The 13996-nt window shown below is 64.9% G+C and carries 7 protein-coding genes and 1 pseudogene; 2 read left to right on the plus strand and 6 right to left on the minus strand.

The genetic code is table 11. The features are described 5' to 3' along the window. From NBG84_RS25420 to NBG84_RS25430, 3 genes and pseudogenes are all read right to left on the minus strand, one after another. Nucleotides 1-5270, minus strand: a 5270-nt coding sequence (locus NBG84_RS25420; protein ID WP_250921921.1) for a non-ribosomal peptide synthetase, incomplete at its 3' end; no start/stop codon positions are given. A gap of 101 nt (nt 5271-5371) precedes the next feature. Next, nucleotides 5372-6130 carry a thioesterase II family protein gene (locus NBG84_RS25425; RefSeq protein WP_250921922.1) on the minus strand — a complete coding sequence of 253 codons (759 nt, stop codon included), beginning with the start codon at nt 6128-6130 and terminating at the stop codon, nt 5372-5374. A gap of 953 nt (nt 6131-7083) precedes the next feature. Then, nucleotides 7084-7419 (minus strand): annotated as a pseudogene (locus tag NBG84_RS25430) (ABC transporter ATP-binding protein); the annotation flags it as partial. Between the two features lie 84 nt (nt 7420-7503). On the opposite strand from NBG84_RS25430, the gene NBG84_RS25435 reads away from it, so the two are divergent. Next, nucleotides 7504-7839, plus strand: coding sequence for a hypothetical protein (locus NBG84_RS25435; RefSeq protein ID WP_250921923.1), 336 nt, complete (start codon nt 7504-7506; stop codon nt 7837-7839). 256 nt (nt 7840-8095) lie between these two features. Beyond that, entirely contained in the window at nt 8096-8341 is a 246-nt protein-coding gene (locus tag NBG84_RS25440; RefSeq protein WP_250921924.1) for a hypothetical protein, read from the plus strand. 243 nt (nt 8342-8584) lie between these two features. Here the strand turns inward: NBG84_RS25440 and NBG84_RS25445 are convergent, their stop codons facing one another. From NBG84_RS25445 to NBG84_RS25455, 3 genes are all read right to left on the minus strand, one after another. Further along, entirely contained in the window at nt 8585-9514 is a 930-nt protein-coding gene (locus NBG84_RS25445; protein ID WP_250921925.1) for a malate dehydrogenase, read from the minus strand. Then, the gene (locus NBG84_RS25450; RefSeq protein WP_250921926.1) at nt 9511-10329 is read right to left on the minus strand and encodes a class I SAM-dependent methyltransferase; all 819 of its coding nucleotides are present in this window, start codon (nt 10327-10329) and stop codon (nt 9511-9513) included. Before NBG84_RS25450 ends, NBG84_RS25445 begins: the two co-directional genes overlap by 4 nt. A gap of 681 nt (nt 10330-11010) precedes the next feature. After that, on the minus strand, nt 11011-12267 hold the full coding sequence (locus NBG84_RS25455; protein ID WP_250921927.1) for an FAD-dependent monooxygenase: 1257 nt from the start codon (nt 12265-12267) through the stop codon (nt 11011-11013). Between the last annotated feature and the right edge of the window lie 1729 nt (nt 12268-13996).

Consider the following 13996-nt stretch of genomic DNA (forward strand, 5'->3'; position numbering starts at 1 on the left):
TCGTCTCCGTGGTGGGCGTAGAGGGTGAACAGTTCCCGCATCAGCACGGGAAGGGACCAGCCGTCGAGGAGGATGTGGTGGTTGGTGAAGACCAGTTGGTAGCGGTGGGTGTCGAGGTGGAGTAGGGCGAAGCGGAGTAGGGGTGGGTTGGCGAGGTCGAAGCGTTGGTTTTGGTCGTGGTGGAGCCAGTCGGTGATGGTGTGTTGTTGTTGGTGGGGGTCTAGGTGGCGGAGGTCGATTTCTTGCCAGGGTAGTTCGATGTTGCGGGGGATGATCTGGACGGGTTGGGACAGTCCTTCGTGGAGGAATCCGGCGCGTAGGTTCGCATGTCGGCGCAACAGGGTGTGCACGGAGGCCTTCAACACCGCAACATCCAACACCCCCTCCACCAGGAAAGACAGCTGGGTGGTGTAGACGTCCTCGCCCTGCTCGTCGTAGAGCGCATGGAAGAGCAGACCCTCCTGCAGCGGAGCCAGCGGGAGCAACTCGACCGCGTCGTGGTGTCGGGCTTCGAGGCGGTCGATGTCGGCCTGGTTGAGGTTGAGTAGGGGTAGGTCTGAGGGGGTGCGGCCGCCGCTGGTGGGTTGGGTGGCGTGTTGGGTGAGGGCGGTGAGGGCTTGGAGGTAGGAGTCGGCGAGTTGCTGGATGTCGGTTTCGTTGAATTGGTCGGTGGGCCAGGTGTAGGTGATGGTCAGGGTGGGGCCTTGGGGGGTGTCTTGGGTGAGGGAGTTGATGGTGAGGGTGTGTGTGAGGGCCATGTCGGGGTCGGTTCCGCTGCCGGCTGTGGTGCCGTCGGTGGCAGGGGTCCAGTCGGTGGGTTGGCCGATGGAGAAGCGGCCTAGGTAGTTGAAGCCGATCTGTGGGGTGGGTAGTGGGGCCAGCTCGGTGGCGGTGTCCGGGTTGAGGTAGCGGAGTAGGCCGTATCCGATGCCGTGGTCGGGGACGGCCCGTAGTTGTTCTTTGATCCGTTTGAGGAGGTGGCCGATGTCCTGGCCGCCGGCCCAGGCGTTGGTTTCGTTGATGGTGCCCGGGTCCAGGCGGACGGGGAACATGGAGGTGAACCAGCCTGTGGTGCGGGATAGTTCCGCGCCGTCGAAGATCTCCTCACGGCCGTGGCCTTCGAGGTCGATCAGTAGAGTGTTGTTGCCGTGTTGGCCGCGGCGGGCTCGCCAGCGTCCCATCGCCAGTACCAGTGCACTGAGGAGTACGTCGTTGATACCGGCGTGGAAGAGCGCGGGGACCTCGGTCAGCAATGGCTCGGTTTGCTGTGGTGCCAGTGTCACGGTCAATGAGCGGGCGCTTCTGCTGGTGTCGCGTGCCGGGTCCAGTGGCCGGGCGCCGAGTAGCGGATCCGGTCCGTGCAGCGTCTTGCGCCACAATGCTAGTTCTGCGACCCGGCCGGGGGTACAGGCTTCCTCGGCCAGGGTTTGTGCCCAGTGGCGGAAGGAGGTGCCGACTGGTTGCAGAGCCGCGGGCCGATTTGCTGTGGCGGCTTCCCATGCCTGCTGTAGATCGGGTAGCAGGATCCGCCAGGACACTCCGTCGACTACGAGGTGGTGGACCACTATGAGTAGGCGGCCTGAGGTGGTGGGTCCGGCGTCGAACCAGACTGCCTGGACCATCGTCGCGTCCGTGAGTGCCAGCCGGTCCCGGGCCGCTTCCGCCTCTACGGTGATCACGCGTTGCAGGTCTGATCCCTCCAGGCCTGCGACATCGATCCGACGCACACACGAGGCTGCCTGGACCGCACCCGGCTCCAGGACCTCCAGGACCCACTCGCCATCACCGTCGGCACCCGAAAGCCGGGCCCGCAGCACATCGTGGTGATCGAGAACCGACTGCACCGCCGTTACCAATGGCTCCATACCCAGACCGGCTGGCACCCGCACCAGCACACCCTGACTGAACCGGTCGATCGAACCACCCCGCTCACGCAACTGATGCATGATCGGCGTCAACGGCACCACCCCCACACCGTCCCCGACCACCGGCAGTGCCTCACCCACCACACCGGCCACCAACGCCAAACCCTCAACCGTCTTCCGCTCAAACACATCCCGCGGCGCAATCACCAACCCCACCGCCCGCGCCCGCGCCACCAACTGAATCGACACAATGCTGTCGCCACCCAGATCAAAGAAGCCGTCATCGATACCGACCTCGGCCACACCCAAAACCTCGGCGAACAGCGAACACAACACCTCCTCCCGAGCATTACGCGGACCACGACCAGAAACCTTGGCAGCGACCTCGGGAGCGGGAAGAGCCTGACGATCCAGCTTCCCGTTCGGCGTCAACGGCAAGGCTTCCAGCACCACAAAAGCCGACGGCACCATATAGTCCGGCAGGCGCTCCGCCACCACACCCCGCAACACCGACACATCAACCACCGACACAACACCAGAGTCGGAACCGGAACCGGAACCGGAACCGGACCCGGTGACCAGGGAAGTATCAGCATCCACAACCGAGACAGAGCTAATGCTCAGCTGGGCGGGAACCACATACGCGACCAAGCGTTTGTCACCCGGACGGTCCTCGCGGACCAGCACCGCCACCTGACCGACTGAGTCATGTGAGGCCAGAACCGCCTCGATCTCACCGGGCTCGATACGGAACCCGCGTACCTTCACCTGCGCATCCGCACGGCCCAGGAACTCCAGGGCACCATCCGGGCGCCACCGCACCACATCCCCGGTGCGATACATCCGCCCACCCAAACCGCCGAACGGATCCGCCACAAACCGCTCCGCCGTCAAACCAGGCTGGTTGACATAACCACGTGCCAGACCAGCCCCCGCTACATACAACTCACCCGCCACACCCACCGGCACCAGAGACAGACCCGCATCCAGCACATACGCGGCAGTATTGAGAATCGGTCGTCCCAAGAGAGGTCGGTCTCCGTCGGACATACGGGCGCTGAGGGCATCCACCGTGTACTCAGTTGGGCCGTAGAGATTGAATCCAGTGGTCCCGCTGGTTGCGTTGAGGCGCTGTTGAAGGCTGCTAGTGAGGGCTTCGCCACCCAGTGAAACGATGCGAGGGTGATGGCGCCCTTCATCCAGCAATCCAAGTTCGATCAATTGCTGAAAGTGCGAAGGTGTCGTGTCAATATAGTCCAGCTTGTTACTGTCCACGTACCTGATCAACGCGATTGCATCGAGACGTATTTCGTCGTCGAACAGATGAAGTTCATGGCCAGCGACCATCCAGAGCAATGGGTCCCACGAAGCGTCGAATGAAAACGACGAAATGAGTCCGACGCGGAACCGCGAATCGGACGCCTCGATTTCTTGAGCAAACCCCCCGCTGAAGTGATGCTGGAAGAGGTTTACCAAGTTACTGTGTTCAACTGCAACACCTTTAGGCCGCCCAGTGGACCCGGAGGTATAGATTACATAAGCCTGATTCGAAGCAAGTAGTCGCCCATTGCGGTCGACATCTGTGGGATTTGAGTATTCCAGAGCATCTGATCCAGTGTGGCGGTCTAGGGTATCGAGCAGAATGCACTGCAATTGATCGCCGACAGTTTCCTCCTCCAGAAGATGCCTGACCGCACTACTTGTCAAGACCATCGAAGGTCGAGAGTCCGACAGTATGTAGGCAATTCGGTCGGGCGGAAGAGTGGGATCTACCGGGACATAGGCCGCACCTGCCTTCAGTACAGCCAACATGGCGATGATTGTGTCGCCGCTGCGGGGCAGAACAATCGCTACGGTCGTCTCAGTGCGCACGCCATTCTCGATGAGAACATGCGCTATCCGGTTGGCTCGCGCGTTAAGGTCGAAATAGCTGAGCGAGGTGTCTCGGAACACCAGAGCCGTAGCATCGGGAGTGCATGCTACCTGTTTCTCGAAGAGTTGTGGCAGTGTCGTCTGCTTTACCTCCTGGCTGGTGCCACGCCAGCCGGATATCAGCGCTTGACGTTCCTCTCCCGACATCACATCGATCTGTCCGATGGGTTCATCCGGGTCTGCGGTGACCGCTTCCAGGATCTGGACCAAACGGGCGGCGATCCGTTCTGCGGATTGGATGGCGAACAGTGAGGTGTCGTACTCGATCTCGCCCCTTATTCCTATCGGTGAGCCGTCACTAGCGAAGTGCTCGACCAGAGTCACCGAGAGGTCAAATTGAGCGACCCCCTTATCCAGGGGTTGGTGTTCGACGTGGAGGCCGGGGAGGTCGAGGGTGGGCTGGGCGTTGTTCTGGAAGGCCAGCATCACCTGGAAGAGGGGATGCCGGGCCATCGAACGCTGCGGGTTGAGGACCTCTACCAGACGTTCGAAGGGCACATCCTGGTTGGCGAACGCCGCCAGATCCGTCTCCCGTACCCGTCCGAGCAGTTCACGGAAAGAGGGATCACCGGAAGTATCGGTGCGTAGGACCAGGGTGTTGACAAAGAACCCGATCAGCTCATCCAACGCGTCATCCGTACGCCCCGCCACCGGCGTCCCGATCGGAATGTCCTCACCCGCGCCCATACGCTGGAGCAACACCGCCAGCGCAGCCTGCACCGTCATGAACAGACTGCAGTTGCTCTCCCGCGCCAGAGCAATCAGGCGCTCATGGACGTGGGCTGGCACACTGACCGGGATGGTGCCGCCGGTGTGCGAGGCCACCGGGGGGCGTGGGAAGTCCGTCGGCAGCTCCAACTGCTCCGGTATTCCGGCTAGCGCATCGGTCCAGTAGGTCAGTTGGTGGGAGATGACGCTGTCGGGGTCGTCCTCGCTGCCGAGTACCTCGCGTTGCCACAGGGTGTAGTCCGCGTACTGCACCGGCAGTACCGGCCAGGCGGGCGCCTCGCCTCGGCAACGGGCCTGGTAGGCCAGGGATAGATCCCGGGCGAACGGGGCCATCGACCAGCCATCCGCGGCAATGTGATGCACCACCGCGATCAGCACGAACTCATCCGGCCCCACGACACACAATCGCACCCGCAGCGGCAGATCCACCGACAGATCGAACCCGGCAGACGCCTCCGCCGCCAACACCCCACCAAGCCCCGACGCATCCACCTCACCAACCCGCAACAGCCCAGCAGCGCGATCCTCATCCCACTCATTCAGGATGTGCTGATACGGACGACCGTCCACCTGTGGGAAGACGGTGCGCAGGCTCTCATGCCGCGCCACCACGTCCATCAACGCCGCCCGCAACGCCTCCACATTCAGCGCGCCACGCAACCGCACTGTCAGAGGAATGTTGTAGGTCGCCGACGGGCCCTCCAACTCGCCCAGGAACCACAACCTACGCTGCGCAAACGACACCGGAATCACGATTTATGGCCTTTCTTGGCACATTGAGCAGGAGGGTATGCCTGTTGCTTGGCGATTGAAAGATGATGCCCTGCGACTTAGTGGATTGGTGCCTAGAGATCCGGATAGTTGATGTCTTTGAGCAAGCTGGATACGACTTCCTGGCCGAGCTCTGACAGATAGAAATGTCCGCCAGGGAAGACTCTGAAATCGAAGGATCCCTCGGTTTCCATCTTCCATTCCTGTGCCTTTTCGGGCAACACATCCGGATCTCTATCCCCGGTATACGAGGAGATTGGTGTCGAGATGGTCCTGATCGGTTGTGGCCTGTAGGACTCAAGAAGTCGAAAATCAGCGCGTATTGCAGGGAGTGCCAATTCTCTTAGGTCCGGGTCGTCGAGCGGCCCCGCGTCGCCTTCTCCAAGTCGGCGAATATCGGAAATGAGGGCTTCGTCGTCGTTGCTCGACTTACTGCCACGCGACGGGACGTGGGGGGCTTCCTGTCCTGAGACGAAGAGCCTCAGTGGGCTGAGGTCGAATGTGCTTTCAAGTCGGCGGCATACCTCGAAGGCGACGGATGCCCCCATGCTGTGACCAAAGAGCACAAGTGGAAGGTCGCGGAATTCGGAGAGGAAGGGCGAGAGACGTGAAACCAATTCATCCATGTTGTCCAGGCACGGTTCCAATATTCGATCTTGGTGTCCGGGGTACTGGATGCTCAAAATCTCAACATCGGAAGGGGTCCAGTTCTGCCAGGGGTTGAAGAAACTCGCAGCCCCGCCTGCGTGCGGAAAGCAAGCTACCCTTACGCGTGCGTTGCTCGCCCTGCGATGCCTTATCCACAGGGCAGCCATGTCAGAGTTGGTGCTCACTCTGGACGCCTTCCGATAGTGATGTCTCTCTGTTTCCATCTGTCTGCATGGCCATGCATCTGCGATGCGCTGCACGCCGTGCCTGCTGGACGGCGTGACGATTCGGCGCACCAAGCCAGAGCGGTGGTGGCCTGGTGGAACTTGGCATACGGCGGCTCAGGTGGGTGCTCCTCGGCGGCATGTGAATGTCTGAATCCCTCATCTGCGCGATCGGTCAACGCGATCAATCAAAGAGACTTGGTCGGTATTTGAGAGATAAAAGGGGGCATAAGCGGAAGTCCGGGTTCGATGAGTCCGGGGTACGTGGGCGCAGGCTAAGTCTGATCTTTCGAAGCGTAAACCTGAAGGGTGCCTGTTCCTCGTCAGCTCATGTCGGTTTCATAAATTTGAATCGAGCTGACGGACCCTTTTGTTGGAATTTCGAACGCGGTGGGTTTCGCCAGTGCGTACGACTCCGCTGAAATGCCCGGCGGGATCGGTTGTCCCCTTGACCTCTATGGGCTTCCCTTTGTCTCTAGCTAGAGAGAAGCGCTGGTCGGTCTCCTCGTCGTATTTGCCGGTGACACGCCACCCCAGCTGGTCGTGGATAGGCGTTTCCTGGCCTGGGAGCCAGGCGAGGAAATCGATTGAGAAGCGTCCATCCGGCCCCGTGCGCACTACATGCTGCCGATATCGAAAATGGTCACCCTCGTACCGGTCGGGCGTCGGTAGTTCCGGCAGCCAACGGAATGGGCGAAGTCCTTTGGCTGCAGGTTGCGTCATCCTGTGCGTCACCAGTTCCTTCCCTGTTATTCCCCGGACGCGCTTGATGAGGGAATGGAGCATGGCTTTTTCGGGTGCTGATGCAGTAGTTGCAGGTCGTGAGGCGTGCGAGGCGTACTCTGACGGTTTGATCTACATCCCTCAACTGGGTCTCGATGAGTGTGACTAGAGGTGTAGCAACAGCAATATTTTCATTTGACTTCGGTCATGGCTTGCGTGAATTGCGCCCTATAGAAGCGGGCATAGGCTCCGCCCGCCTCCAATCGGGCGCTGTGTGTGGCCTGTTCAACGATCGAGCTGATCGCCCTATCCAGGATAGTGCCGCGTCCCGCACCGTGGAGGGCCGGTGCGCGATCAAGAACGACGCGCAACCATGGGCCAGTCGGGCCATTTCCCTCTTAATCAGGACCTCAGTACAGGGGTCGACCGAACTGGTCTCCTCGTCGAGGGCGAGGATCATCGGGTCGGGCGCAAGGCCACGTGATGGTGATGAGTTGCTTCCTACCCACGCTCACGCCCGTGCCCTCCCAGCCCGCCCGTCGACCTCTTCCCGCCGTTGGACGTCTCGCCATGGGCGCTTCGGCGGCGGGATCGATGAGGACGGAGAACCGGTGCTCGTGGCAGGTGACGGCATCGTCTCCGAGGGCACGTACCCCGGCCACAAGGTGCCCAACGGCGGCTGCACCGTTCTTGAGCTGCCCTCACGGGAGGCGGCACTCGAACGGGCCGCGAAGACCGCCGTCGCCTGCCGCTGCTCGCAGGAGGTCCGGCAGTTCCAGTACGACCAGGCCAGTACGACCAGGCCAACCTCAGCCAGAGTCGGTCGTGCGTCGCGCGCCCACGGTGGTCCACAGGGGAAGGCGTGGAGCCGCACAGGGCGGGTGACCTCAACCGATGGCACCTCGCTGGCCCACTCGTCGATCGCGGCCGGTCGGCCTCTGCGGTGAGTCAGCGGCTGGCCCAGCCATCTCGGACCGAGTTGGGGGTTGTCGGAGGAGCGCGCCTTCTATGAGCGCCTTGCCAAAGGATGGCGGCTCGTACGGTACGACCGGGCTGGATGCGGGTCTGGATGCGGGTTTCGCCCTATCCGGCCGTCGACGCGCCGACCAGCCCTACATCTCCACCACGAATAGCCCGAAAAGCCCTGCGTAGCGGCGCATGGGGGCGGGCCCCAGCTGCCCACCGGGGTCTGCACTCGGGTAGGTGAGCAGCCCCGGAGAGCTCAGCCGCACGACCCGTACCGGGCCGTGCGGCTGGCGGGAGCCGGAAGGCGCCGGGTCATTCCGCCGGTGGCAAGCCGTCCGCGCGGCGCCCGATCTCGGCCTGTTGGGCCGCCGGTTGGGAGACCGGGTGGGGGCGGAATGCCTTGAGTTCCGCGAGCGACGCATCGAAGCCGTCGTCCCGGTCCCCGTCCTCGTCGGCGACGGCGTGGTCCGGCCCCGTACCTGAGAGTTCGCCGGGCCCCGGTCCCGGTCTTCCGAGATGCCCGGGGCCGGGAGCCGGCCCCGGTGCTGCGCCGGTCGGGTAGACCGGTGAGCCGAACAGGCCGCGACACATCGCCTGCGTCACCGATATGCACTGGACCGGGCCGCGGAGGAGTACTGCGGTGGCCGTTGGACCGAATGACCCCGCGGCCTTCTCTTGCCCGGCCGGGACGGGACGTCGCCGTGCCATTGCCACCCGCCCCGCCGTTCACAGTCTGCCCAGACTGTCGACGCGTTGCCGAATGAGGGAAGCCGCGTGCCGGAGGGCGGTGTACTCGGGTTCGTCCAGCTTCCACTCGACCGCACTCAGGGCTCCTCGCGCGGTTCTGGTGACGGGGATTCCGACATTCACATCGTGCAGGCCGTACTCGCCGTCCAACGCCATGGACGCGGTCCAGTCCGGCACTCCGCCACGCGTGATGTCGTGGATCATCCGGGCGACTCCCCCCGCCGTGGTCCACGGGGTGGTGCGGAGCACGCCCAGACGTCCCCACCTCGCGTAGTAGCCGCGGAGGTCGGTCAGAACCTCGTCGCGGCGGCGGGCGCACAGTTGTACGCGCGTGCCGTTCGCCCGGATGCGGCTGAGGAGGGGAACGAGCGCATCGCCGTGCTCCCCGATGGCCCAGGCGCTGACGTCCGACGCCTCCGTTCCCAGGACCCTTGCGACGGCCACGCGCAGTCGCAGGGTGTCGTTCCAGGAGTAGCCCAGGATTCTGGAGCGGTCGATCCGCGCATGCCGTTGCAACCAGCCACTGAGTACATCGACCGGGTTCGTCACGACAATGACGTACCCATTCCAGTTCGCGGAGATCTTGGCGATCTCACAGAAGTAGGGATGGACGGTCCCCGCGTTGCCCACTATCGAGTCGACACGCGACACCCGCGCGGCGAGCGGAACCGACGCGGCCACGACGATGACGTCCGAGTCGTGAAAGCCCACCGTCCCTCCGTGGGCGACCATCGGTACCCGTCCCAGCGGTGCCAGGGATTCAGCGTCCATCAGCAGGCCGGTGACGGACTCGGGGCTACGCCCGATCAGCGCGACCTCGTAGGGTTCGGGGGCGCTGATGAGGAGGTGGGCGAGGGCTGACCCGACCCCGCCCGCGGCACCGATGATGGTGACCTTGGGAGGTTTCACTGGGCCGGCACCGCTTCCGTGGCGGGGGCGGCGCGGCCGCAGACGGCCATCCAGCCGAACGAACACGTCAACTGACCGTCTGCTCTGTCGAGGTTCTCGAATGCGGCGCTCGGGTCGCGGCCGGTCCAGGCCGCCGGGCGGGGCCGGGCCGCTCTGACGGTGGAGCGGTACAACTCGTCCCAGGAGGAGCCGCCGCCGTAGAAGGGCACCTCCATGGTCACCTCATGGAGATCGAGCCCCGCTCGTTGAACTGCCCGGGGCAGCTTGCGGCCGAGGCGGAAGTCGATTCCCTCCATCCGCCCCCAATGGCACCAGGCGGACCAGAAGCGCTGGTGCTCCGGATCGCCCAACACGGCCGCCCCGGCGTCGGGTTCGATCAGGACCAGGACGCCGTCCGGCTTCAGAGCGCCCGCCAGACGTTCCACGACGGGTTCCCACTGAGACAGGTGGTGCAGGAGCGCGCGACAGGTGATCACGTCGAAGGAACGTCGGGGAATGTCGCCAGTGAGCACATCGAGTTCGCGCACCGTCAGATTCGGATGCCGCAAATCCTTCAGGAACGAGAGGTTGATGTCGGTGGCCAGCACGGAGCCCCGGGCCCCGACCTGATCGGCCATCCACGTGGCGATGGTGCCCGTTCCCGAGCCGAGTTCCAGGCAGCGCAGCCCCGGGCGCATCCCGGCAAGACTCAGAGCTCGCCGGTGCATCGGGTCCAGCATCCGCGCCAGCAGCTCCAGACGATCACGTTCCCCTTCGCCCGACTCGGCGAAGACATAGGGTCGGGCCTCGGCCCCTCCGGAGAATGCGCTGGTCATGAGGGATCTCCTTTCATGGTTGTCCCCTCGGCCGCACTTCGCGCCGTCCGCCAGAGCGGCGAGGCCGTGCCCGAGGGCGATCGCGCTCCGGTCAGGTTCCGAAGCCCCGGAACGCACAGCCGGGTCACGGGGTGTCACAGTCCTTCCGCACTGCTGCTCCCGAGGCGTCGGCGCAGTGCGCAGCCGTTCTGATGAGCGTGGCGGTCTCGGCGGGCCCGGACAGCCGGCCTGGGAGATCACCGCGCCGCCCCAGTAGCGTCCGACCAGCACGCTCGGGTCGTCTTGGACGTTGAGGACGGGGGTGGTCGCGGCGATGTCGCGGGCGCGGGGGAGCGTGGGATTCTGGGCCACGCTCATGTGGTGACCGTCCGCTCGCGGCGGGCCGTAGACCCTCTTCCAGCTGTATCCGTCCACGTAGCCGCCGTGGGCCAGGACGATGCCTTGTGTCGGGCGGGCGGCTCATGACTGCCAGCTCCTCGGAAGGTTCGCATACGGGGTAAGGGGCAAGCGGGCGGCGGCGGTAGTCGACATCCGGTGTCCGAGCCGCTGCCCGAGCGGACATCGACCGCATGCGAGCCGGGCGATCAAGGCCGTTCCGAACGGTGCGGCGTGAGTGCCCGGGATCGAGGGCGGTGGCGGTGACGGGCATCTGCGACGTTGGCGGCGTACGGCGGTCGCCCTTCAGTCCGCCGGGCTGGTGGAATCGCGCGGCACCGTCCATGACTCGTGGGTGTTGACCTGCGCGACGGTGCCCTGGGACAGCTCCTTGTAGCGGTGGGTGATCCGCTCGGCCCCGCCGGTGGGCAGTGGCCCGCCGAGTTCCGCGGCGCGCGCGATGACCTCTTCAGGACCCAGACCGCGGTTGGCCAGCACGACGGCGTTGACGACCGGCCGACGCAGCCCGTCGTAGCGGCGCAGCGCGGCCACCGGGTCGCGCTCCAGGGCCAGGCACCAGGCCAGCACACGGCTGTCGACGACCGACTGCGAACCACCGTTCATGCCCATCGGGAACATCGGGTGTGCGGCGTCACCGAGCAGGGTGACGCGTCCGAAGCTCCAGTGCGGCAGGGGGTCCCGGTCGAGCATCGGGTACTCGACGATCGCCGGGGAGCGCTCCGCGAGCATTGCAAGGTCGATCCACGGAAGGTTCCAGGACGCGAGTTCGGTATGCGCCTCGGCGGTCGTGACGAGCCGGCCGGCGCCGCGCGGCACCGGGCCGGGGCCACGGTGCCGTATCTCCAGCACCCAGTTCATCAAGGCGTCACCGCCTTCGGTCACCGGGTCCTCGATCGGGTAGGCGACGAACTTCTCTCCGCAGGCGTGGCCGGCCACCACGATCGAACGGCCGTCGAGGATGTGCGGGTACGGCGCGATCGCGCGCCACATGTGGACCCCGTTCCAGTGCGGGGGAGCCTCGACCGGGTAGAGCTGGGCGCGGACCGCGGAGTCGATGCCATCGGCGCCGATCAGCACCTCGGCCTCCTCGGCGGTGAACTCGCCGCTCGCCCGGTCCAGGAAGTGGGCGTGGACACCGTCCTTGGTCTGCTCGAAGCGCTGGAATCGGAGCCCGGTGCGTACGACGTCCGTGCCCAGGCGCCTGGATACCGCCGCCAGCAGCATCATGTGCAGATGGCCGCGGTGTACGGAGTACTGCGGCCAGCGGTAGCCGGCGGTGAGCCCGAGCGGTTCCTCCCACACCGGTTCGCCCGCTCGGTCGCGGTAGCTCAGTCTTCGTGGGGGCAGTGCGATGGCGTCGAGCTCGTCGGCCAGGCCCAGCTCGGCGAGTTCCCGGACGGCATGCGGCAGCAGATTGATCCCCACACCGACGGCCTCGACGGTCCGCGCCGCCTCGTACACCCGCGGTTCGAAACCCGCGGCGTGCAGCGCCAGGGCGCAGCTGAGCCCGGCGATGCCACCGCCCACGACGATCACTCTCATCGATCTGCCTCCGCCTTCGTTGTCCGCATAGTCCGCACGGTCTGCATTGCTTGAATCGGTTGCTCGGTTGCTCGGTTGCTCGGTTGCTCGGTTGCTCGGTTGCTCGGTTGCTCGGTTCGGGGGTGGGGGTGTCGGGGTGCCTACGGCTGTCGGGTTCCTGAAGCTGTGAAGGCCAGAGGCCGAAGCCGCACGTCGGTCGCGGGGCAACGCCGTCTACCTGGTCTGTGGTGAACCTGTCGGCACGGGGCGGCACCCGGTGCTCCGTGCCAGAACCCGCTTCCAGGCCGCCGGAGGGGCCTGAGCGTTCGGGTGGTGAGGGCTGCGCGACCGTTGTCCACGTGGAGCCGGACATCGTCAAACAGACAGTTCCGGGTACAGCTCGCTGGACCGACGCCTTCTGCCACGGCCGCAGAGACTGCTGTGGACGTCGGAGCGGTCACAACGAGGGCCCGGACGCCGACTGTTCCCGCCCCCCTGCTCGACAGCACCTTCATGCGGCTCTCCCATCTCGCGATCTCAGCACTTCTGATGTGCGGACGCCAAGAACCGAAAGCCGACGCCTTCCAGCAGCCCGTGCGGGGGATGCCGACCGGCCCGGCACCTCTTTGTGGGACGTCAAGGCAAGGCCGTTGCCCGCCCGGCGCGTGACTTCGATTGCCGGAGACGGCTTTCGTGGGTCTGGAGACAAGTGTTCCGTCCGGGCGCTGGCCGGTCCAATACCTGGCACTGCTGGGACCGATCACGCGCACTGATACCGCGGCTGGCGGGTTTACGGGATGTGTTCGGCACACGCGGGAATCGTGGAATTGACCGGGTCGATCAGCTTGATGCCGACGAAGGGCAGGATGAACGCCGCCGAGCCCGCAGCCGCCAACCAGCCCTGACAGGGAGCCGAGCCCGAGGCGGTCAAACCAGCTCGCGGGCGGCTTCACCATCCACTGACCGAGGCAGTGAGAGCCCGCGGCCTTTGCTGCTGGATCGGTGGCTCGCCGCACCGATTCCCAGTTCGGCGCGAGGCATGCGACGCGGTTCGGCCTCGACCACGTCGAGTTGTCGCCGCGGCGGGGTGGTCCGCGGACAGTGCCCGGTCGGCCGGGTCGGCGGATCTGTGCGCGTCGGGGTGACGAGGTCCACGGAATCGAGTGAGGGCGTTCGGGGCCGAAACCCCTGTGCCTGAGGAAGAGCCTGGGTGCCGACTGGGGCACGGTCAACGCCGCGTCCCCGGCCTGGCGACGACTCGGCATGCTCATTCGCGCACAACTGGACGCATGACTCGACGTGTACGGATTCATGGTCCCGGCCGCGGCCGGCCGATCCGAGCAGTGTGCGATGGTTTGGGGGTATGGGATCGAGAACGGCACGCCCAAGTGGTTCTCGGCCGGATCGATCGATTCTGGCCGCATCGCCTACGTAACTGTTCCGTGGGGCAGTAGCGCGTCTGAAGCTCCGCGTCACGGCACTCGATGTGGGTGGCGCCGCCTTCGCGAAGATCGGTTTCTCCCACCAACACCGGGTTGCCTGCCGAGACAGCCAGCCGCCCCCCGGGGAAACGCACCCGCACCGCACCACCGTCCAGTGACCACAACGGTCAGCGGCGGACCTGCGTCTTCCGCATTGTGATCATGTCACCGGTCTGTGACGGCGTGGTCTTGGAACGAAGACGCTGGGATCTCTTCGGCTCGTAGCCCCCTCATAGTGATCGACCGAGTACCGGGAAGCCGAAACCGCT

Origin of the sequence: Streptomyces albipurpureus, assembly GCF_023701525.1 — a bacterium.
Classification (GTDB): domain Bacteria; phylum Actinomycetota; class Actinomycetes; order Streptomycetales; family Streptomycetaceae; genus Streptomyces; species Streptomyces albipurpureus.

Bases quoted from the DNA above. Each gene is read 5' to 3' on its own strand.
- NBG84_RS25455 (WP_250921927.1), bottom strand. From the start codon at position 12,267: ATGAGAGTGATCGTCGTGGGCGGTGGCATCGCCGGGCTCAGCTGCGCC.
- NBG84_RS25450 (WP_250921926.1), bottom strand. From the start codon at position 10,329: ATGACCAGCGCATTCTCCGGAGGGGCCGAGGCCCGACCCTATGTCTTC.